This is a genomic window from Pseudomonas sp. R5(2019), assembly GCF_009905435.1.
GTDB lineage: Bacteria > Pseudomonadota > Gammaproteobacteria > Pseudomonadales > Pseudomonadaceae > Aquipseudomonas.
The window spans coordinates 125,964-147,959 of sequence record NZ_JAAAMT010000010.1 but is presented as its reverse complement, the minus strand read 5'-3'; the positions used below and the strand labels follow the sequence as shown (position 1 = coordinate 147,959).

Annotated in this window: 18 protein-coding genes and 2 tRNA genes; 15 read left to right on the top strand and 5 right to left on the bottom strand. The window is 61.5% G+C overall.

Features of this window, described 5'->3' with window-relative positions; all coding sequences use genetic code 11:
* Positions 1-99: 99 nt before the first annotated feature.
* Positions 100-1,164 (bottom strand): tRNA epoxyqueuosine(34) reductase QueG, encoded by a 1,065-nt coding sequence (queG, locus tag GUY40_RS09480; RefSeq protein ID WP_166568693.1) that lies wholly within the window; start codon positions 1,162-1,164, stop codon positions 100-102.
* 66 nt (positions 1,165-1,230) lie between these two features.
* Between queG and GUY40_RS09475 the strand changes: the two genes are divergently transcribed.
* From GUY40_RS09475 to GUY40_RS09420, 12 genes are all read left to right on the top strand, one after another.
* Entirely contained in the window at positions 1,231-2,730 is a 1,500-nt protein-coding gene (locus GUY40_RS09475) for an NAD(P)H-hydrate dehydratase (protein WP_166568692.1), read from the top strand.
* Complete coding sequence (gene tsaE, locus GUY40_RS09470; protein ID WP_166568691.1) at positions 2,718-3,188, top strand: tRNA (adenosine(37)-N6)-threonylcarbamoyltransferase complex ATPase subunit type 1 TsaE; 471 nt, start codon at positions 2,718-2,720, stop codon at positions 3,186-3,188. The genes GUY40_RS09475 and tsaE overlap by 13 nt, the downstream gene beginning before the upstream one ends.
* A gap of 4 nt (positions 3,189-3,192) precedes the next feature.
* Entirely contained in the window at positions 3,193-4,617 is a 1,425-nt protein-coding gene (locus GUY40_RS09465) for an N-acetylmuramoyl-L-alanine amidase (RefSeq protein ID WP_218585439.1), read from the top strand.
* Complete coding sequence (gene mutL, locus GUY40_RS09460) at positions 4,614-6,527, top strand: DNA mismatch repair endonuclease MutL (RefSeq protein ID WP_166568689.1); 1,914 nt, start codon at positions 4,614-4,616, stop codon at positions 6,525-6,527. The genes GUY40_RS09465 and mutL overlap by 4 nt, the downstream gene beginning before the upstream one ends.
* Before the next feature lie 2 nt (positions 6,528-6,529).
* Positions 6,530-7,501, top strand: coding sequence for a tRNA (adenosine(37)-N6)-dimethylallyltransferase MiaA (miaA, locus tag GUY40_RS09455; protein WP_166568688.1), 972 nt, complete (start codon positions 6,530-6,532; stop codon positions 7,499-7,501).
* Positions 7,502-7,597: 96 nt separating this feature from the next.
* Complete coding sequence (gene hfq / locus GUY40_RS09450; protein WP_166568687.1) at positions 7,598-7,858, top strand: RNA chaperone Hfq; 261 nt, start codon at positions 7,598-7,600, stop codon at positions 7,856-7,858.
* Between the two features lie 12 nt (positions 7,859-7,870).
* Positions 7,871-9,172 carry a ribosome rescue GTPase HflX gene (gene hflX / locus GUY40_RS09445; protein ID WP_166568686.1) on the top strand — a complete coding sequence of 434 codons (1,302 nt, stop codon included), beginning with the start codon at positions 7,871-7,873 and terminating at the stop codon, positions 9,170-9,172.
* 96 nt (positions 9,173-9,268) lie between these two features.
* Complete coding sequence (hflK, locus tag GUY40_RS09440) at positions 9,269-10,420, top strand: FtsH protease activity modulator HflK (RefSeq protein ID WP_166568685.1); 1,152 nt, start codon at positions 9,269-9,271, stop codon at positions 10,418-10,420.
* On the top strand, positions 10,420-11,289 hold the full coding sequence (gene hflC / locus GUY40_RS09435) for a protease modulator HflC (protein WP_166568684.1): 870 nt from the start codon (positions 10,420-10,422) through the stop codon (positions 11,287-11,289). Before hflK ends, hflC begins: the two co-directional genes overlap by 1 nt.
* Before the next feature lie 304 nt (positions 11,290-11,593).
* The gene (locus GUY40_RS09430) at positions 11,594-12,781 is read left to right on the top strand and encodes an ATP phosphoribosyltransferase regulatory subunit (RefSeq protein ID WP_166568683.1); all 1,188 of its coding nucleotides are present in this window, start codon (positions 11,594-11,596) and stop codon (positions 12,779-12,781) included.
* 55 nt (positions 12,782-12,836) lie between these two features.
* On the top strand, positions 12,837-14,129 hold the full coding sequence (locus GUY40_RS09425) for an adenylosuccinate synthase (protein ID WP_166568682.1): 1,293 nt from the start codon (positions 12,837-12,839) through the stop codon (positions 14,127-14,129).
* Between the two features lie 285 nt (positions 14,130-14,414).
* Positions 14,415-14,567, top strand: a complete 153-nt coding sequence (locus tag GUY40_RS09420) for a hypothetical protein (protein WP_166568681.1) — start codon at positions 14,415-14,417, stop codon at positions 14,565-14,567.
* On the opposite strand, the gene GUY40_RS09415 is transcribed toward GUY40_RS09420, so the two are convergent.
* The 4 genes from GUY40_RS09415 to GUY40_RS09400 all read right to left on the bottom strand — a co-directional run bounded on the left by GUY40_RS09415 (position 14,568) and on the right by GUY40_RS09400 (position 17,601).
* Positions 14,568-16,127 (bottom strand): iron ABC transporter permease, encoded by a 1,560-nt coding sequence (locus tag GUY40_RS09415; RefSeq protein ID WP_166568680.1) that lies wholly within the window; start codon positions 16,125-16,127, stop codon positions 14,568-14,570.
* The gene (locus tag GUY40_RS09410; protein WP_166568679.1) at positions 16,127-17,140 is read right to left on the bottom strand and encodes an extracellular solute-binding protein; all 1,014 of its coding nucleotides are present in this window, start codon (positions 17,138-17,140) and stop codon (positions 16,127-16,129) included. The genes GUY40_RS09415 and GUY40_RS09410 overlap by 1 nt, the downstream gene beginning before the upstream one ends.
* Positions 17,141-17,341: 201 nt before the next feature.
* Positions 17,342-17,428: transfer RNA gene (locus GUY40_RS09405), tRNA-Leu, on the bottom strand.
* Positions 17,429-17,514: 86 nt separating this feature from the next.
* Positions 17,515-17,601 (bottom strand) — tRNA-Leu (locus GUY40_RS09400).
* A gap of 267 nt (positions 17,602-17,868) precedes the next feature.
* Between GUY40_RS09400 and rnr the strand changes: the two genes are divergently transcribed.
* The 3 genes from rnr to rpsF all read left to right on the top strand — a co-directional run bounded on the left by rnr (position 17,869) and on the right by rpsF (position 21,992).
* Positions 17,869-20,511: a ribonuclease R gene (gene rnr / locus GUY40_RS09395; RefSeq protein ID WP_166568678.1), complete on the top strand. Its 2,643-nt coding sequence runs from the start codon at positions 17,869-17,871 to the stop codon at positions 20,509-20,511.
* Positions 20,508-21,266, top strand: a complete 759-nt coding sequence (gene rlmB / locus GUY40_RS09390) for a 23S rRNA (guanosine(2251)-2'-O)-methyltransferase RlmB (RefSeq protein WP_166568677.1) — start codon at positions 20,508-20,510, stop codon at positions 21,264-21,266. The genes rnr and rlmB overlap by 4 nt, the downstream gene beginning before the upstream one ends.
* Before the next feature lie 300 nt (positions 21,267-21,566).
* Positions 21,567-21,992: a 30S ribosomal protein S6 gene (rpsF, locus tag GUY40_RS09385; protein WP_166568676.1), complete on the top strand. Its 426-nt coding sequence runs from the start codon at positions 21,567-21,569 to the stop codon at positions 21,990-21,992.
* Positions 21,993-21,996: the final 4 nt, after the last annotated feature.

Sequence of the window (21,996 nt, the reverse complement as noted above, 5' to 3'; positions counted from 1 at the left end):
CGCCCCATCGCGGCCAGGTCCGCTCCTACAAGTCCGCGCGGTTCGTGTAGGAGCGGACCTGGCCGCGATGGGGCGCGAAGCGGCCCCAAAATCGTAGATTCAATCCACACCATGCCGACGCAACGCCCATTCCACATGCTCGCGCACCAGCTCTGACGGGTAATCCCGGCGCGCCTTCAACGCCTCTATCACCGCAATCGTCGACGGCGCATTCCCCAGCCCCACCGCCAGGTTCCGCAACCAGCGCTCATACCCCGCCCGCCGCAACGGCGAGCCTTCGGTACTGCTCAAAAACGTCTCCTCATCCCACAAGAACAATGCTGCCAGTTGCGCATTGTCGAGGTTGTGCCGTGGCTTGAAATCGCTCTCGCCGGAAGGGCGGGCAAAGCGGTTCCACGGGCAAACGATCTGGCAATCATCGCAACCGAACACGCGGTTGCCGATCAGCGGCCGCAGCTCTTCGGGGATGGCGTTTTTCAGCTCGATCGTCAGGTAGGAAATGCAGCGACGAGCGTCCAGCACATAAGGGCCGACAAAGGCATTGGTCGGGCAGATGTCCAGGCAGGCGCTGCAACGACCGCAATGCTCGGTCGTGTGTGGAGCGTCGACCGGCAACGGCAAATCGACAAACAGTTCGCTGAGGAAGAAGTAACTGCCGGCCTTGCGGTTCAGCACCAGCGTGTTCTTGCCGATCCAGCCCAGCCCGGCCTGTTCGGCGATGGCCTTTTCCAGCACCGGGGCGCTGTCGACGAAGGCGCGGTAGCCAAACGGGCCGATCGCCTGTTGAATACGCTCGGCCAGTTGCTGCACGCGCTTGCGGATCAGCTTGTGGTAGTCGCGCCCCAGTGCATAGCGGGAAATGTAGGCCTTTTCCGGCTGGGCCAGGCGCTGGGCCATTTCGGTGTCGCCGGGCAGGTAGTCCATGCGCAGCGAAACCACGCGCAAAGTACCGGGTACCAGCTCCTCGGGGTGCGAGCGTTTGCTGCCATGGGCGCCCATGTATTCCATCTCGCCGTGGTAACCGGCGGCCAGCCAGCGCTCCAGGTGTTTTTCGTGCTCGCCGATGTCCAGGCCGGCAATGCCAACTTGTTGGAAGCCCAGTTCGCGGCCCCAATCCTTGATTGACTGGGCCAGGGCGGGGAGGTCGGCGGTGAGAGCAGGCATGCGAAGAAGGAAACCGGAGCTGAGGTGCGTATAATTCTGCCAGACATCGCCCTCCATAGTGGACTTATGCTGCCCTCTACCCCCTGTTTACCCGACGCTCTGTATACCGCCGCCCAGGTTCGTGATCTGGATGCCCGGCTGATCGCCGCCGGAACGCCGGGGTTTGAGCTGATGCAACGCGCCGCCCACGCCACCTGGCGCGCCGTGCGTCGGCAGTGGCCGCAGGAGCGGGTGTTGACGGTGTTGGCGGGGCGGGGCAATAACGCCGGTGACGGTTATCTGGTGGCTGAACTGGCTGAACGTGCCGGTTGGCAGGTGGAAATACTGGCGGTGGCGGATCCCGCCTCGCTGGTCGGTGACGCCGCGCAAGCCTGCGCCCAGGCTCGTGCCTGTGGCGTGGCGATCTGGCCTTGGGCCAACCACCGCAGCCTTGAAGGCATAGTGGTCGATGCCTTGCTGGGTACCGGCTTGAGCGGTGATGTACGCGGTCCGTACGTCTATGCGATCGAAGCGATCAACCAGAGCGGCTTGCCGGTGGTCAGTGTCGATATCCCCTCGGGCCTGTGTGCCGACACCGGGCGCGTGCTGGGTTGCGCGGTACAGGCTGACCTGACCGTCAGCTACATCGGCCTCAAGCTCGGCCTGTTCACCGCCCAGGGGCCAGATTGTGTGGGCCAACTGGTGTTCGATGACCTGCAGGCCGATCCGGTCATCGTGGCTCAGATGCCCCCTGTCGCCACACGCCTGGACATCGTCAATCTTCCGCGACTGCACGCACGCAAGCCCACGGCCCATAAAGGCCAGTTTGGCCGTGTACTGGTCATCGGCGGCGACAGCGGCATGGGCGGTGCAGCGCTGCTGAGCGCCGAAAGCGCCTTGCGTAGCGGTGCCGGCATGGTGTCGTTGGCGACCCGTGTCGAACATCTTTCCGCGGCGCTGGTCCGTATCCCGGAGGTGATGACGTCGGGTGTCAGCTCTGCCAATCAGTTGATGGCGCTGACCGAAGCCGCCTCGGTGCTGGTCGTTGGGCCCGGCCTGGGGCAGACCGGCTGGTCGCGCAGCCTGCTTTCGGCGGCTGCCGGCACGCCAAAGCCGCAAGTCTGGGATGCCGATGCGCTTAATTTGCTGGCCACAGGAACCGTGCGCCTGCCGGCAGGCAGCGTGATCACGCCGCACCCGGGGGAAGCGGCACGCTTGCTGGGAATCAGCACGGCGCAGGTTCAGGCGGATCGGGCAGGCAGCGCGCGAGCACTGGCGCATCAATTTGAAACGATTTGTTTGCTCAAGGGCGCCGGCACCTTGATCGCCGCCCCGGACGGGCGCCTGGCGTTGTGTGATCGCGTCCACCCGGCGATGGCCACGGCAGGTCTTGGGGACGTGCTGGCCGGTCTGCTGGGGGCTTTGCTCGCTCAGGGCTTGTCAGCCTGGGACGCCGCCTGCCTGGGTGCCTGGCTGCATGCCTGTGCCGGAGAGATTCAAGGGGAGCGGGGGCGTGGGCTGGCTGCCAGCGATCTTGTCCCCACCATTCGTCAGTTGCTTGAGGAGCACACACCGTGTCAGAAGTAACCCTGTTCCTGGCCGATGAACACGCCATGCACGAATTGGGAAAACGCATTGCCGAGGTCACTCGGGGGAATGGCTTGATTTTCCTCGAAGGGGACCTGGGGGCCGGTAAAACCACGCTTTCGCGAGGGATTATCCGTGGCCTGGGGCATACCGGAGCAGTCAAAAGCCCGACCTTTACCCTGGTCGAGCCCTACGAAGTCGGTGATGTGCGGGCATTCCACTTTGATCTGTACCGGCTGCTCGACCCCGAGGAGCTGGAATATATGGGCATCCGTGACTACTTCGACGGGGACCCCTTATGCCTGATCGAGTGGCCTGGCAAGGGTGAGGGCTTTTTGCCAAAGCCCGACCTGACCATTACCATACGCCCCCATGCAGGCGGGCGTTCGCTGAGCTTGTCGCCATTGGGGTCGCGTGGCGAGTCTTGGTGTGCCGTTCTGGCATTGGAATTCAAATAACTTAATGGGGATTGGTATGCGCATTCGCGCACTGGTTGCTGTCGTTGGATTACTGCTGACGGCCGTAACCGTGGACGCTTTGGCCGTCACGCAAGTCAAAAGCGTACGCTTGTGGCGAGCTCCGGATAACACTCGCCTGGTCTTTGACCTGTCGGGTCCTGTGCAACACAGTGTTTTTACCTTGACCTCGCCGGACCGGCTGGTCATCGATATCAACGGCGCGACACTGGCGGCACCGTTGCAGGTGTCGACCTCCAACACTCCGATCACCAGCATGCGCTCTGCCCAGCGCACGCCAACTGACCTGCGGGTGGTCATTGACCTGACCAAATCGGTCACGCCCAAAAGCTTCACCCTGGCGCCGAACCAGCAGTACGGCAATCGCCTGGTCGTCGATCTGTTCGACCAGGAAGCCGATGCCGCGCCTGCTCCGCCAACGCCTGCCGTTGCGACCGCGCCTGCCGTGCCGGTGACGCCTGCGCAGCCCGCGATCAAGCTCACCCCGGTGCCCAACGGCAAGCGCGACATCGTCATTGCCATCGATGCCGGTCATGGCGGCGAAGATCCGGGTGCGTCCAGCTCGCGTGGCCAGCACGAGAAAGACGTGGTGCTGTCGATCGCCAAGGAACTGCAACGCCAGATCAACACCGATAAAGGCTTCCGCGCCGAGTTGACCCGCACCGGCGACTACTTCATTCCATTGCGTAAGCGAACTGAAATCGCCCGCAAGAAAGGCGCCGACCTGTTTATCTCCATTCACGCCGACGCGGCGCCTTCAACGGCCGCCTTCGGTGCTTCGGTGTTCGCCTTGTCCGAGCGTGGCGCCACGTCGGAAACAGCTCGCTGGCTGGCCGACAGCGAAAACCGTTCCGATCTGATCGGAGGCGCCGGCAACGTCAGCCTTGATGATAAGGATCGTATGCTGGCGGGCGTCTTGCTTGACCTGTCGATGACTGCGTCGCTGACCTCCAGCCTTAACGTCGGCCAGAAAGTGCTGAACAACATCAGCCGGGTCACGCCACTGCACAAGCGCCGGGTCGAGCAGGCAGGCTTCATGGTGCTGAAGTCGCCGGATATCCCGTCGATCCTGGTCGAAACCGGTTTTATCTCCAACGCCAACGAAGCCTCCAAGCTGCAAACCACCAGCCATCAACAGGCGTTGGCTCGCTCGATTCACAGCGGCGTGCGCCAGTTCTTCCAGCAGAACCCGCCACCGGGCACCTACATTGCCTGGCTGCGTGACTCGGGCAAGATCGCCCAGGGGCCGCGCGACCATACCGTACGCCCCGGCGAAACCCTGGCCATGCTGGCAGTGCGCTACGAAGTGCCGATTGCGGCCCTGCGCAACGCCAACGAGCTGAAAACCGATGAACTGAAGGTCGGGCAGAACCTGAGCATTCCAGGCACCGCGCTGGCGGCCCAGCAATGAGCGCCTCAGCCCGCATCCAGCTGCTCAGCCCGCGGCTGGCGAACCAGATTGCCGCCGGCGAGGTGGTCGAGCGACCGGCCTCGGTCATCAAGGAGCTGTTGGAAAACAGTCTCGACTCCGGTGCCAAACGCATCGATATCGAGGTCGAGCAGGGCGGCGTCAAGCTGCTGCGCGTACGAGACGACGGCGGCGGGATTTCTTCCGATGACCTGCCGCTGGCCCTGGCACGCCATGCCACCAGCAAGATCCGTGATCTGGAAGACCTCGAAAGGGTGATGAGCCTGGGCTTTCGCGGTGAAGCCCTGGCGTCCATCAGCTCGGTCGCCCGATTGACCCTGACGTCGCGTACCCGAGATGCCGAACAGGCCTGGCAGGTCGAGACCGAAGGCCGCGACATGTCGCCCAGGGTGCAGCCAGCGGCTCACCCGGTCGGCACCTCGGTAGAAGTGCGCGATCTGTTCTTCAACACCCCGGCCCGGCGCAAGTTTCTCAAGACCGAGAAAACCGAGTTCGATCATCTGCAGGAAGTCATCAAGCGCCTGGCGCTGGCCCGCTTCGACGTGGGCTTCCACCTGCGCCACAACGGCAAGACCATCCTCAGCCTGCATGACGCCGCGGACGACACCGCGCGCGCTCGTCGGGTCGGGGCGGTCTGTGGCCCGGCCTTTCTCGAACAGGCCCTGCCGATTGAAGTCGAGCGTAACGGCCTGCACTTGTGGGGCTGGGTCGGTTTGCCGACGTTCTCTCGCAGCCAGGCTGACCTTCAATATTTCTACGTGAACGGCCGAGCGGTGCGCGACAAACTGGTCGCCCACGCGGTGCGCCAGGCTTATCGCGATGTGCTGTTCAATGGCCGGCACCCGACCTTCGTGCTGTTTTTTGAAGTGGACCCGGCCGTAGTCGACGTCAACGTCCACCCGACCAAGCACGAAGTGCGTTTTCGCGATGGCCGCATGGTCCATGATTTCCTGTACGGCACCCTGCATCGGGCACTGGCTGACGTTCGCCCTGAAGACCAGCTGGCGGCGCCGGCGACGGTCACCGAAATGGTTCGCCCAAGCGGCTTGCAGGCGGGTGAGTTCGGCCCTCAGGGTGAGATGCGCCTGTCCGCCAACCTGCTGGAACAACAGCGGGTCGAGCCAGCGGCGCGCATGCCGGGCACCGGCGCGGGTGCCGGTTACCAGTATTCGCCGCGGCCGTCGCAGCCTTCGCCAATCCCGCTGGCAGAAAGCCAGGGCGTCTACCGCGAGTTTTTCGCGCCGCTGCCCGGGGCGCCAGCATCCGGTGTGCCGGCCAATGGTTCACTGCCCGAAAGCCAGGGTGATATTCCGCCGCTGGGCTACGCACTGGCGCAACTGAAGGGCATCTACATCCTCGCCGAGAACGCCCAGGGGCTGGTGCTGGTGGACATGCATGCGGCGCATGAGCGCATTATGTACGAGCGTCTTAAAGTGGCGATGGCCAGCGAAGGCCTGAGCGGCCAGCCGTTGTTGGTGCCCGAATCCCTGGCCCTCAGCCAGCGCGAGGCCGATTGCGCCGAAGAGCACGCGGCCTGGTTCCAGCGCCTGGGCTTCGAGCTGCAGCGCCTGGGCCCGGAAACCCTCGCCATCCGCCAGATTCCGGCACTGCTCAAGCAAGCCGAGGCCAATCGGCTGGTGCAGGACGTGTTGGCCGATCTCATGGAGTACGGCACCAGTGACCGTATCCAGGCGCATCTGAACGAATTGCTCGGCACCATGGCCTGTCATGGCGCAGTGCGGGCCAACCGGCGTCTGGCAGTGCCGGAGATGAACGGCCTGCTGCGCGACATGGAAAGCACCGAACGCAGCGGCCAGTGCAACCACGGCCGCCCGACCTGGACTCAGCTCGGGCTGGATGATCTGGACAAATTATTCTTGCGCGGTCGTTGAATATGAGTGCTCTTCCCCCGGCGATATTTCTGATGGGGCCGACCGCCGCCGGCAAAACCGACCTTGCGATCGAGTTGAGCCGTGTGCTCCCGTGCGAACTGATCAGCGTCGATTCGGCGCTGGTCTACCGCGGCATGGACATCGGCACCGCCAAGCCCTCGAAAGAGGTATTGGCTGCTCATCCTCACCGTCTGATCGACATACTCGACCCGGCGCAAAGTTATTCGGCGGCGCAATTTCGCGCCGACGCACTGGCGGCCATGGCCGAGATCACTGCGCGTGGCAATATTCCGCTGCTGGTGGGCGGCACCATGTTGTATTTCAAGGCATTGGTGGATGGGTTGGCCGACATGCCGGCCGCCGATCCACGGATTCGTGCCGAAATCGAAGCCGAAGCCGAGCGTCTGGGATTGCAGGCATTGCACGAGCAACTGGCCGCGGTAGACCCGGTGTCGGCAGCGCGTATTCACCCCAATGATCCACAGCGACTGATTCGTGCGCTGGAGGTTTATCGGGTCAGCGGTATGAGCATGACTTCACATCGCGAGCGACAATCTGCGCAAAGTACCGCAGCCGCCGCATCGGGAAGCAGTCAATTGCCCTATACTGTCGCAAATCTGGCGATAGCACCCAATGATCGCCGGGTATTACATGACCGAATTGCACTGCGATTCGAACACATGCTGGAACATGGCTTCATTGACGAGGTCAGAGCGCTGCGGGTCAGAAGTGACTTGCATGCCGGTCTGCCGTCTATACGTGCAGTAGGCTACCGCCAAGTCTGGGATTACCTAGATGGCAAGTTGACAGCATCGGAAATGCAGGAGCGCGGCATTATTGCCACTCGCCAGTTGGCGAAGCGGCAATTTACCTGGTTACGCAGTTGGGCTGATCTTCACTGGCTGGACAGCCTGGCATGTGACAATCTGCCACGGACCTTGAAATACCTCGGAACGGTCTCCATATTGGACTGAGTCCTTGCAATTGCCGTCTATCCTTGGGGGTGGGGCGGCTTGAGCCATCAGATTTCTATTATTTTTTTACTATTGATCCTTACAGGAGTGCGGCATATGTCAAAAGGGCATTCGCTACAAGACCCTTACTTGAATACTTTGCGGAAAGAAAAAGTTGGGGTTTCGATCTATCTGGTCAACGGCATCAAACTGCAAGGCACGATCGAATCGTTCGACCAGTTCGTGATCCTGCTGAAAAACACCGTTAGCCAGATGGTTTACAAACACGCCATCTCGACAGTTGTCCCGGTTCGTCCGATCCGCCTTCCAAGCGCTTCCGACACTGAACACGGCGACGCTGAACCAGGTAACGCCTGATAGGAGTCTGCTTTGTTCTTTGAGCGCCACGGTGGTGGTGAACGGGTCGTTCTCGTTCATTTGGATGGTCAGGACCCTGAGGCGCGCGAAGACCCGCAGGAGTTCCAGGAGCTCGCAGTTTCGGCTGGCGCCGATACCGTCGCGTTCGTCAATGTGGCGCGGCATCAGCCCACAGCCAAATACCTGATTGGCAGCGGCAAGGTCGAGGAGTTGCGCGACCTGGTCAAAGCCGAACAGGTAGATCTGGTGATTTTCAATCACACCCTCACGCCCAGTCAGGAACGTAACCTCGAACGTGTTTTCGAGTGTCGCGTGCTCGACCGTACCGGGCTGATTCTCGATATTTTCGCGCAACGCGCCCGTACCCATGAAGGCAAGCTGCAGGTCGAACTGGCCCAGCTCGAGCACATGAGCACTCGCCTGGTGCGAGGCTGGACTCACCTTGAGCGGCAGAAGGGCGGTATTGGTCTGCGTGGCCCGGGTGAAAGCCAGCTGGAAACCGACCGGCGCCTGTTGCGGGTGCGCCTGCGGCAAATCAAGGCACGCCTGGAAAAGGTCCGCAGCCAGCGCGAGCAAGCGCGGCGCGGGCGCAAACGTGCCGATATCCCTTCCGTTTCGCTGGTGGGCTACACCAACGCCGGCAAATCCACGCTCTTCAACGCCGTGACCGAATCCGAGGTCTACGCGGCCGACCAGCTGTTCGCGACCCTCGACCCGACCCTGCGCCGGCTCGAGCTCGACGACGTCGGGCCGATCGTGCTGGCCGATACGGTAGGGTTTATTCGTCATTTGCCGCACAAGCTGGTCGAGGCGTTTCGAGCTACGCTCGAAGAGTCGAGCAACTCCGACCTGTTGCTGCACGTGATCGACGCCCATGAGCCTGAGCGCATGCAGCAGATCGAACAGGTCATGGCGGTGCTCGGTGAGATCGGGGCTGAAGGCTTGCCGATCCTTGAGGTGTATAACAAACTCGACCTGCTTGAAGGCGTAGAGCCACAGATTCAGCGTGATGCCGATGGCAAACCGCAGCGGGTCTGGGTTTCAGCCCGAGACGGACGAGGCCTGGACTTGTTGGCCCAGGCCGTTTCCGAATTGCTGGGTGACGATTTGTTCATCGGCACCTTGCACTTGGGTCAGCGTTTTGCTCGACTGCGGGCACAGTTCTTCGCGCTGGGGGCGGTTAAAAGTGAAGAGCACGATGAAGAAGGCGGTAGTCTGTTGGCGGTACGTTTGTCTCGAGTAGAGTTCAATCGTCTGGTCAGCCGCGAAGGGATGGAACCGCTGGAATTTATCGAGCAACACACTTTGCAATAAAAGCCTGACAAAGCGGTTGTACTGCTGTGACAGGCATTCTGTAGCATTGGTCGGCGCGCCGTGGGTGCGTCTTTGCTTTATCAGATGGAGAGCGCTATGGCTTGGAATGAGCCGGGTGGCAACTCGAATAATCAGGACCCTTGGGGTGGGCGCCGTGGCGGCGACAAGAAAGGGCCGCCGGATCTCGACGAAGCCTTCCGCAAGCTACAGGAAAGCCTGAACGGTTTGTTCGGTGGCAACAAGAAACGCAGTAACGACAGCCCAGGCAAGGGCGGCGGCTTTGGCTTGCTCGGTATCGGCCTGGCCGTGCTGGCGGCCATCTGGCTGTACAGTGCCGTGTATGTCGTGGACGAGCAGGAGCAGGCCGTTGTGCTGCGCTTCGGCAAATACTACGAAACCGTCGGTGCGGGTCTGAACATCTACTTCCCGCCCATCGATCGCAAGTACATGGAAAACGTCACGCGTGAGCGTGCCTACACCAAGCAGGGCCAGATGCTGACCGAAGACGAGAACATCGTCGAAGTCCCACTGACCGTGCAGTACAAGATCAGCAACCTGCAGGATTTCGTGCTGAACGTCGATCAGCCTGAAGTCAGCCTGCAGCACGCAACCGACAGTGCCCTGCGCCACGTGGTGGGTTCCACCGCCATGGACCAGGTGCTGACTGAAGGTCGTGAGCAAATGGCCGGCGAAATCAAGGAGCGTCTGCAACGCTTCCTCGATACTTACCGTACCGGTATCACCGTGACCCAGGTCAACGTGCAGAGCGCGGCAGCCCCGCGTGAAGTGCAGGAAGCCTTTGACGACGTGATCCGTGCCCGTGAAGATGAGCAACGTTCGCGCAACCAGGCTGAAACCTACGCCAACGGCGTTGTGCCGGAAGCCCGTGGTCAGGCCCAGCGGATCGTTGAAGATGCCAACGGCTATCGTGATGAAGTCGTCTCTCGCGCCAAGGGTGAGGCTGATCGCTTTACCAAGCTGGTGGGCGAGTATCGCAAGGCTCCGGAAGTAACGCGTCAGCGCCTCTACCTGGAAACCATGCAGGACGTCTTCAGTAATACCAGCAAAGTGCTGGTCAGCGGTGAAAGCGGTTCCAACAACCTGCTGTATCTGCCGCTCGACAAGATGGTCGAGGGTGCACGCGGCAGCGCTGCGTTGTCGAGCACGCCAACGGTCACCAACGAAGCGTCCAATCGCGCACCGGACAGTCCACAAGCGCGTGAGCCGCGTACCAGGGAGAGCCGCTGATGAGCAATAAATCACTGATCGCCCTGATCGTGGGCGTGGTGCTGGCGGTCGTGGCCTGGAACTGCTTCTACATCGTTGCCCAGACCGAACGTGCCGTGTTGCTGCAATTCGGTCGTGTGGTTCAGGCCGATGTCCAGCCTGGTCTGCACGTCAAAGTGCCATACGTGAACAAGGTGCGTCGTTTCGACGCGCGGCTGATGACCCTCGATGCGCCGACCCAGCGGTTCCTGACCCTGGAGAAGAAAGCTGTGATGGTCGATGCCTACGCCAAGTGGCGGGTGAAAGATGCCGAGCGCTTCTACACCGCGACCTCGGGCCTGAAGCAGATTGCCGACGAGCGCCTGTCGCGTCGTCTGGAGTCGGGTCTGCGTGACCAGTTCGGCAAGCGCACCCTGCACGAAGTAGTGTCGGGTGAGCGTGACGCACTGATGGCTGACATCACTGCTTCGCTCAACAAGATGGCCAATAAAGAGCTGGGTATCGAAGTCATCGATGTCCGGGTCAAGACCATCGACCTGCCCAAGGAAGTCAACCGCAGCGTGTTCGAGCGGATGAGTACCGAGCGTGAGCGTGAGGCGCGTGAGCACCGGGCCAAGGGTAACGAGTTGGCCGAAGGTATTCGTGCCGACGCCGACCGTCAGCGCCGCGTGCTGCTGGCCGAAGCCTACCGTGAATCGGAAGAAACCCGCGGTGACGGCGATGCGCAGGCAGCGGCGATCTATGCCAAGGCGTACGGCCAGGACCAGGAGTTCTACGCGTTCTACCGTAGCCTGCGTGCCTACCGTGAAAGCTTCGACAGCAAGAGCGACGTGCTGGTGCTGGATCCGAGCAGCGACTTCTTCAAGTTCATGAACAAGTTCAAGCCCTGATCGAACCACTCCGCCGGGCACCTAAAATGCCTGGCGGGGTGATCCTTTGAGAAAACGGGTGTATGATGCGGCAGCCGGGAAATTCCCGGCTTTTTTGCGTCTGCAAGATCGATTGGCCGTTTCAGGCCCCAGGTACTGCACAGCGCGCACCTAGCGACTGTCGTAGACGGCCTGGCAAGGATTTCGAGGATATTGGCCCAAGGTGACTGACTGAACAGCGGTCGCCGGATATTGTCTGCCGATATCTGCTTCACTCAAGGCCGCCCCGCAGGGTCGGTCGCCCGGATCATAGGGGAATGGCGTAATGGCAACGGTAGACCGCTGGCTGCTGCCAGATGGCATCGAAGAAGTATTGCCGCCGGAAGCGGCGCGTATCGAAGTGGCGCGTCGCCAGGTGCTGGATTTGTTCCAGAGCTGGGGTTACGAGTTTGTCGTCACCCCGCATATCGAATACCTGGAGTCACTGCTGACCGGTGCCGGCCAGGACCTGGATCTGCGCACCTTCAAGGTGGTTGACCCGCAATCGGGCCGGCAGATGGGCTTTCGCGCCGACATCACACCGCAGGTCGCGCGTATCGATGCGCATACCTTGCGCCGCGAAGGACCGAGTCGCCTGTGCTATGCCGGCAGCGTGCTGCATGCGCAACCGCGGGCGCTGTCGACCTCACGCAGCCCGATCCAGCTGGGCGCCGAGCTGTACGGCGACGCCAGCCCGGTCAGCGACGTTGAAGTGATCAGCCTGATGCTGACCATGCTGCAATTGGCTGACGTGCCGGATGTCCATATGGATCTGGGGCATGTCGGTATCTACCGCGGCCTGGCGCGCGCAGCCGGTTTGTCCGGCTCGGTTGAGCAGCAGCTGTTCGATGCCCTGCAGCGCAAGGCCATCGATGAAGTGATCGCCTTGACCGCCGACCTGCCAGCGGATCTCGCCGGCATGCTGCGGGCGCTGGTGGAGTTGTGTGGTGGTCGTGAGGTGCTTGAGGCTGCGCGTCTGCGTCTGGCTGATTCGCCTGCAGCGGTGTTGGCGGCGCTCGACGATCTGGTCGAGATTGCTGATCGCCTGGCGGCACGGTTTCCGCAGATCCCGCTGTATTTCGACCTGGGCGAATTGCGCGGCTATCACTACCACACCGGTGTGGTGTTCGCGGTGTTTGTGCCTGGCGTTGGCCAATCGATCGCCCAGGGTGGTCGTTATGACGATATCGGTGCCGATTTTGGCCGTGCGCGGCCAGCCACCGGTTTCTCTACGGATTTGAAGACCCTGGTCACACTGGGGCGTGCCGAGGTCGTGTTGCCCTCGGGTGGCATCTGGATGCCAGACAGTACGGACGCAGCCCTCTGGCAGCTGGTTTGCCAGCTGCGCAGCGAAGGTCAGCGCGTGGTCCAGGCCTTGCCTGGGCAGCCGCTGAGCGCCGCTGGAGAGGCGGACTGCGACCGACAATTGATTCAGCAGAACGGGCTTTGGCAGGTACTGCCGCTGGCTTCCTGAGTTTTCCCGCCGGCTTGCGGCCGGCGCCAAGTTTGCGCGAATGAGGACAAGTGTTATGGGTAAGAATGTCGTAGTCCTGGGCACCCAATGGGGTGATGAGGGCAAAGGCAAGATCGTTGATCTGCTGACCGAACATGCTGCCGCCGTAGTGCGCTATCAAGGTGGCCACAACGCCGGTCACACGCTGGTGATCGACGGTGAGAAAACCGTTCTGCACCTGATCCCGTCGGGTGTTCTGCGCGAAGGCGTGCAGTGCCTGATCGGTAACGGCGTGGTGGTTGCACCCGACGCGCTGATGCGCGAAATCATCAAGCTGGAAGAGAAAGGCGTACCGGTGCGTGATCGCCTGCGTATCAGCCCGTCCTGCCCGCTGATCCTGTCCTACCACGTTGCCCTGGACCAGGCGCGTGAAAAAGCCCGTGGCGAGCATAAAATCGGTACTACCGGTCGCGGCATCGGCCCGGCTTATGAAGACAAGGTGGCGCGTCGTGGCCTGCGCATCGGCGACCTGTTCCACCGCGAGCGTTTCGCCGCCAAGCTGGGCGAGCTGCTGGACTACCACAACTTCGTGCTGATCAATTACTACAAAGAACCTGCAATCGACTTCCAGAAAACCCTGGACGAGTGCATGGAATACGCCGAACAGCTCAAGCCAATGATGCTGGACGTGACTGCCGAGCTGCATCAGCTGCGTCGCGCTGGCAAGGACATCATGTTCGAAGGTGCCCAGGGTTCGCTGCTGGACATCGACCACGGTACCTACCCGTACGTCACCAGCTCCAACACCACCGCCGGCGGCATCGCTACCGGTTCTGGCGTTGGTCCGATGTACCTGGACTACATCCTGGGTATCACCAAGGCCTACACCACTCGTGTTGGCTCGGGCCCATTCCCGACTGAGCTGTTCGACGACGTCGGTGCCTTCCTGGCCAAACGTGGTCACGAGTTCGGTGCGACCACTGGCCGTGCTCGTCGTTGCGGCTGGTTCGATGCCGTGATCCTGCGTCGCGCCATCGACGTCAACAGCATCTCGGGCCTGTGCCTGACCAAGCTGGACGTGCTTGACGGCCTGGAAACCATCCGCATCTGCGTGGGTTACCAGAACGCCGACGGCGCCGTCATCGACGCGCCGACCGACGCCGACAGCTACATCGGCCTGGAGCCGGTGTACGAAGAAATGCCGGGCTGGAGCGAGTCGACCCTGGGTGCCAAGACCCTGGAAGAACTGCCGGCCAACGCCCGTGCCTACATCCAGCGTGTGGAAGAGCTGGTCGGCGCGCCGATCGACATCATCTCCACCGGCCCGGACCGCAACGAGACCATCGTTCTGCGTCACCCGTTCGCCTGATACAGCGTTGATGTAAAAGACAAAGGGCCCCGCTGGGGCCCTTTGTCGTTTCACGACGCTAACACCGCCGGTAAGCCGTACGTTGTAGGGGCTTTTGATGTAGGAGCCAGGCTTGCCTGCGATGAATTCAGCACAGTGGGCCAGCATCACCGCGGCGCCTTCATCGCGAGCAAGCTCGGCTCCTACAGCTTTTGTGTTAAAGGCTGTGGGGATTGCTTCCAGCCATAGAATCACCCACAAGATCAAAAGCGCCTCCGCTTGGCTGATGTGGCGAGGCCATGCGGCATGCCCAGCCACAGCGTTCAGGGGGCGGCTCAAGCGCTGCGCTGGCGCATCGGTCTGGGTCTGGCGCTTGTTGGTGCTGTTGGTGCTGTTGGTGCTGGCGGTGGTGCGGTGGCGGCCCAGCTCAAAGCCAGCCTGGGCCAGTTCCGCGCCTGATCAGGCGCGGTTCAGGTACATGCGGGTGGTCAGGATATACACCGGCAATCCGGACACCAGTACCAGCAGGGCGGCATAGGGCGCGGCTGCGGCAAACTCGACGTTGGCGGTGTGTGCCCAGACCTCGGTTGCGAGGGTGGTCATGCCGGTCGGGCTGAGCAGCAGCGTGGCGGTCAGTTCCTTCATGGCGTCCAGAAACACCAGGGCAAAGGCGGCAGCCAGCGCCGGGAAGATGATCGGCAGGGTGACTCGGCAGAACGCACTGAACGGCGAAGCGCCGAGGGTCCTTGCCGCCTCTTCCAGCTGCGGAGCAGCCTTGGTCAAGGCCGTGCGTACCGGCGCCTGGGCCAGGGGTAGAAACAGCAGCGCGTAGGCCAGCAACAGCAAACCGGTGGTCTGGTACAGCGCCGGCACATAGTGCAGCGCGAAGAACACCAGGGTCAGGGCGATGACCAGGCCCGGCAGTGCATGCAGCAAGTACGGCAGCCGCTCCGCCCAAATCGCCAGATGCCCACGGTAGCGCACCACCAACAGGCTCACCGGCAGTGCCAGCAACAGGCTCAGGCCTGCACCGCCCAGTGAGACCGACAGCGAGGTGAGCAAGGCGCGGGTAATATCGGCCACCGGAAACGCCGCTGACGAACCGACTTTCAGCCAGTAGGCCAGCATCGCCAGCGGTATGCCACTGCCCAGTACGGCCAGCAGCAGGCAATACAACTGCCCAACCGGCATCAGCGCACCCATGGTTAACGGCGCGGCGCGGCGGGCGACGCCCTGGCCGATCCGCACATGCCGCCCACTGCCTCGCACCTTCAGTTCCAGCCAGAGCATCGACAGGCACATCACCAGCAGCACTGCGGAAAGCATCGCCGCATTGGCGTTGCTGAATTCCAGCTCGAACTGTTGGTAGATGGCCGTGGTGAAGGTCTGCAGGCCCAGAATCGACAGGGCGCCAAATTCCACCAGCATGTGCAGGGCAATCAGCAGGCTGCCACCAAGAATCGACGGCCAGAGCAAGGGCAGGGTGATCCGGAAGAACACGCCCCAGCGGTTTTGCCCCAGGGTACGGGCCGATTCCTCAAGAGAGGTGTCGAGATTGCGCAGCGTCGCGGCGACCGGCAGGAACACCAACGGGTACTTTGACAGGCTCATCACCAGAATCGCGCCGCCCAGGCCTTCGAAGCGCGGGCTCAGCGATACCCAGGTGAAGCCGCTGACAAATGCTGGCATGGCGAACGGCAAGCACAGAATCACCCCCCAGAGGCGCCGTCCGGGCAAGTCGCAGCGCTCCAGCAGCCAGGCCAGCGACAGGCCGATCAACGCACAGGCCACGGTTACGCCGGCCATCAGTGCCAGGGTATTGCGCATCAAGCCCCAGACGAAAGGGCGCCAGAGCAGGTGCAGCGCTTCACGCCAGCCGGCTTCCCAGGTCTTCATGCCCACGTACAGCAGGGGCAACAGGCTCAGGCCAACCAGAAACAGCACAGGCAGGACGACCCAGATTGAGGGCCGTTTGCCGCGCGGTACGAATACCGCGGCGGCGGGCAGGGTCATGCTCATCAGAGCAGGCCAACTTCGCGTTCGAGGTCAAGGGCTTCCTCAGCGTTGCCCAGATCCGCGGGAGTGATTTTCGGCGGACGCAGGTCTTCGAAAGGCTTCAAGCCCTGATCCGAGACCATGCCTTTGTGCAGCGGGTACTCGGCGGTGGTCTGAGTAATGACCCGCTGGCCTTCTTCGCTGGCCATCCAGGCCAGCAGCGCCTGGGCTTCCTTGGGGTGCTTGCTGGCTTTCACCGCGGCTGCACTGGAGATGGTCACCAGACCGCCGGCGTCGCCATCGGCGAGGTAGTAAAGTTTCGAATCCAGCTGGCCGCGCTCTTTCTTGAGGGCGTACCAGTAGTAGTTGTTCACCAGCACGGCGGCGACTTCACCGTTTTCCACGGCCTTCAGTGCAACCATGTTGTTGGTGTAGGTTTTGCCGAAGGCCTTGAGGCCTGTCAGCCATTCTTCAGCCGCTTCGCGGCCATGCAGCTTGAGGATGGCGACCGCCTGTTCCTGGAACGCGCCGCTGGTAGGAACGAACCCGACCTTGCCGTCCCACTCGGGGTCGGCGAAGTCCATGACCGACGGTGGCAAGTCTTTTTCAGCGATGACTTTGGGGTTGAAGGCAACCACCCGGGTGCGTGCAGTCACGCCCATCCAGGTGCCGTTACCGGCTACGTATTCCTTGGGCAGCACTTGCAGGGTGCTATCGTCGATCTTTGCCAGCAAACCCAGTTCGCCCAGATTGTTCAAAGGTGGCGATTCTTCGGTGTAAATCACATCGGCAGGCGAGCGGTCACCTTCTTCGATGATCTGGCTGGCCAGCTGGTTGCTGCTGCCTTTGCGGATATTGATATGAATGCCGGTCTTGGCCTCGTAGGCCTTGGCGATGGCTTCGCCGATTTCCTTGTGCTGGCCGTTATACAGGGTCAGGGATACCGAATCGGCGGCCATGGCCTGAGGTGCACCGAGCATCAGGGCGAAAATGGAGAGCGCCAGGCCGCGCAAAGTCGGGCTATTGCGAAACGTCATGCGGGTATTTCCTCGCTTACGGGCTACAAATTTTGTAACAATAATAAACGATATCGTTTCTCAAGTGCGCTGATGAGGCAAATTTCATCAGCAACCTATCGAAGTTTTCCCGCTGTGGTCAGGCTTATTGCGAAGGGAGTTGTACGAAGAGAGGGGGGGGTAGAAACGAAAAAACCCGCTTTCGCGGGTTTGATCTGAATATGGTGCCCAGAAGAAGACTCGAACTTCCACGACCGTAAGGTCACCAGCACCTGAAGCTGGCGTGTCTACCAATTTCACCATCTGGGCAAATGAAGCGGTGTAGCTTGTAACGAAAACAGTGTAGCGTGTTGCAGTAAATTTCAGAAGCGCTTGGCAGTTCTGAAACTTGAAATTGGTGCCCAGAAGAAGACTCGAACTTCCACGACCGTAAGGTCACCAGCACCTGAAGCTGGCGTGTCTACCAATTTCACCATCTGGGCATTTCATTGAGGCTACAGGATGCTTAACATCGTGCCGCTTCTCAACTATAACGACGGTGGCCGTCGTTGTGGTGCGCACTATACGGATGCCCTTGAGGGCTGTAAAGCCCCGATCAAGAAAAATTTTCAAAATTCCAAGCTGTTGTTTCTTGGGCGCATTTTGGCTGCGCTCAGGGCCATGGTGAGGGGCTGTCCAAGCCCGAAATTTCCGGTTTCAATACGCCTATGCCAAACTAACCCTTATATAGACAAGGTGAACCCCTCCTAATGGCCGATTGGCAGTCCCTCGATCCCGAGGCCGCTCGTGAAGCGGAAAAATACGAAAACCCTATTCCTAGCCGTGAGCTGATCCTCAAGCGCCTCGACGAGCGCGGTTCGCCCGCAGCCCGAGAGCAGCTGGTGGAAGAGTTCGGCTTGACCACAGAAGACCAGATCGAGGCCCTGCGCCGCCGTTTGCGCGCCATGGAGCGGGACGGTCAATTGATCTACACCCGCCGCGGCACCTACGCGCCGGTCGACAAGCTGGACTTGATCCTGGGCCGCATCAGCGGCCACCGCGACGGTTTCGGCTTCCTGATTCCCGATGACGGTACGGACGACCTGTTCCTGAGCCCGGCGCAAATGCGCCTGGTGTTCGACGGCGACCGTGCCCTGGCCCGGGTCTCCGGCCTGGACCGCCGTGGCCGGCGTGAAGGCGTGGTGGTCGAAGTCATCTCCCGTGCTCACGAGCAGATCGTCGGTCGCTACTTCGAAGAAGGCGGCATCGGCTTCGTGACCCCCGACAACCCCAAGGTCCAGCAGGAAGTGCTGGTGACGCCTGGGCGTAATGGCGGGGCCAAGGTCGGTCAGTTCGTGGCGGTGAAAATCACCCACTGGCCGACTCCGCGCTTCCAGCCGCAAGGCGATATCGTCGAGGTGGTCGGCAACTATATGGCGCCGGGCATGGAAATCGACGTTGCCCTGCGCACCTACGATATTCCCCATGTCTGGCCTGAGGCCGTGCTCAAGGAAGCCGCCAAACTCAAACCGGAAGTGGAAGAGAAGGACAAGGAAAAGCGCGTCGACCTGCGCCACCTGCCGTTCGTCACCATCGACGGCGAAGACGCGCGTGACTTCGACGATGCCGTGTTCTGCGAACCGCTGAAAAAGTTGCGTCTGTTCTCCGGCGGCTGGCGCCTGTATGTGGCAATCGCTGACGTCTCCAGCTACGTGAAACTCGGCTCGGCGCTCGATGCCGAAGCCCAGGTACGTGGCAACTCGGTGTATTTCCCCGAGCGCGTCGTGCCAATGCTGCCTGAGCAGCTGTCCAACGGCCTGTGCTCGCTGAACCCGCAGGTGGATCGCTTGGCCATGGTCTGTGAAATGACCATCTCCAAGACCGGTCAGATGGTGGATTACCAATTCTATGAAGCGGTGATTCACTCCCACGCGCGCCTGACCTACAACAAGGTCAGCACCATGCTCGAGCACTCGCGCACTTCCGAAGCCAAGCAGCTGCGCGGCGAATACGCTGACGTGGTACCGCACCTCAAGCAGCTGTATGCGCTGTATCAGGTGTTGATCGGTGCGCGCCATATCCGCGGTGCGATCGATTTCGAAACCCTGGAAACCCGCATCATCTTCGGTTCCGAGCGCAAGATTGCGGAAATCCGTCCGACCATTCGCAACGACGCTCACAAGCTGATCGAAGAGTGCATGCTGGCGGCCAACGTCGCGACCGCGGAATTTCTCAAGAAGCACGAAATCCCGGCGTTGTACCGTGTCCATGATGGCCCGCCACCGGAGCGCCTGGAAAAACTGCGCGCCTTCCTGGGTGAGCTGGGCCTGTCGCTGCACAAAGGCAAGGACGGTCCGTCGCCCAAGGACTACCAGGCCCTGTTGGAGCACGTCAAGGACCGCCCGGATTTCCACCTGATCCAGACGGTGATGCTGCGTTCGCTGAGCCAGGCGGTCTACAGCGCCGATAATCATGGCCACTTCGGCCTGAACTACGAGGCGTACACCCACTTCACCTCGCCGATCCGGCGTTACCCGGACCTGCTGGTGCACCGCGCCATTCGCAGCGTGATCCGCTCCAACAAGGATACCCCGCACGCCAAGCGTGCCGGCGCCATGACAATCCCCAAGGCGCGGATCTACCCATACGACGAACCGGGCCTGGAGCAGTTGGGTGAGCAGTGCTCGATGAGCGAGCGCCGCGCCGACGAAGCCACCCGCGACGTCGTCAACTGGCTCAAGTGCGAGTACATGAAGGATCGCGTCGGCGAAGCCTTCCCGGGAGTGATCACGGCCGTGACCGGTTTTGGCCTGTTCGTCGAACTGACCGACATCTATGTCGAAGGCCTGGTGCACGTCACCGCGTTGCCGGGTGATTACTACCATTTCGATCCGGTCCATCACCGTCTTTCCGGCGAGCGCACCGGGCGCACCTTCCGTCTCGGCGACACGGTAGAAGTGCGGGTCATGCGCGTCGATCTGGATGAGCGCAAGATCGACTTCGAGATGGCTGAAAAAACCATCAATGCACCGATCGGTCGCAAGCATCGCCAGACTGAAGCGCCGGCTGCCAAAACAGCCCCAGCTTCCAAGGCACACGCTTCAAAGGCGCCGGCGAAAAAGGCCCCGACCAGCAAGGCGAGCGAGAACAAGGCCAGTGAGTCTGCGCCTATCAAGCCGCCGCGCCGGTCCAGCAAGTCCAGCGAAAGCAGTGATGCCTATCGCGCATCCGATGCGGCGGCGAAGAACGCCGAAGTGCGTAAAAGCCGCGAATTGAAAAAGGCGTTGCTGGCCGAAGCCAAGGGCAACCATGCCGCGGGCAAGACCTCCAGGGCGGCCGATGGCAAGCCATCCAAGCCGACCAAGCATCGCAAGGGCCCGTCCAAGGCGGGCAAACCCAAGGGTAAATCATGAGTCAGCTGGAAAAGATCTACGGTGTTCATGCTGTAGAGGCGTTGTTGCGTCACCACCCCAAGCGGGTCAAGCAAATCTGGTTGTCCGAGGGCCGTAGCGACCCGCGTGTGCAGCCATTGATCGAGCTGGCCGCGCAGAACCGTGTGGCGGTTGGCCAGGCCGAGCGGCGTGAGCTGGATGCCTGGGTGGAGGGTGTGCACCAGGGCGTAGTGGCAGATGTCAGCCCCAGCCAGGTCTGGGGCGAGGCAATGCTCGAAGAGTTGCTCGATCGCACTGAAGGTGCGCCGCTGCTGCTGGTGCTCGACGGCGTGACTGACCCGCACAACCTGGGCGCCTGCCTGCGCACTGCCGATGCGGCGGGTGCGCTGGCCGTGATCGTACCCAAGGACAAGTCCGCGACCTTGACGCCAGCGGTGCGCAAGGTGGCCTGTGGCGCGGCGGAAGTGATTCCGCTGGTGGCCGTGACCAACCTGGCGCGCACCCTGGAAAAACTCCGGCAACGTGGCCTGTGGGTCGTCGGCACCGCCGGTGAAGCCGAGCAGGAGCTGTACCAGCAAGACCTGACCGGCCCGACCATCCTGATCATGGGGGCCGAAGGCAAGGGCATGCGCCGCTTGACCCGCGAGCACTGCGATTACCTGGTCAAGTTGCCGATGGCCGGTAGTGTCAGCAGCCTCAACGTATCGGTGGCCACGGGCGTCTGTCTGTTCGAAGCCGTTCGTCAGCGTCAGATCAAGGCTGCCAAAGCGTCCTGATTTGATGTCGTGGTGAGTTCAATTCGCGGGTAAACCCGCTCCCACAAAGGCTCCCCGCACTATCAGCGGGAAATCCTGTGGGAGCGGATTTATCCGCGAATGAAGGCGCCGCAATTTCCAGCCTGCCACTGCTCAAATAATCACCAATTCCCTTGCGCGCCCTTGAGCGCTTCTCTACAATTGCGCCCCTTGCCATGACGGCAGGCGCGCATGTGCCTCACCCCAAGGCAAGACACACAGTGTCTTTTCACTCCTTGTCTGACCGCTCTGGCGGCAGGCTACAACCCGTAAGGAGCATTCATGCGTCATTACGAAATCATCTTTCTGGTCCACCCTGACCAGAGCGAGCAAGTCGGCGGCATGGTTGAGCGTTACACCAAGCTGATCGAAGAAGACGGCGGCAAGATCCACCGTCTGGAAGACTGGGGCCGTCGTCAACTGGCCTACGCAATCAACAATGTTCACAAGGCTCACTACGTGATGCTGAACGTTGAGTGCACCGGCAAGGCCCTGGCCGAGCTGGAAGACAACTTCCGCTACAACGATGCCGTGATCCGTAACCTGGTCATCCGTCGCGACGAAGCCGTTACCGGTCAGTCCGAGATGCTCAAGGCAGAAGAAAACCGCAGCGAGCGCCGTGAGCGTCGTGACCGTCCTGAGCATGCTGACAGCGCCGATGGCGATGACAGCGACACCAGCGACGCCAGCGATAACGCTGACGAGTAATCCA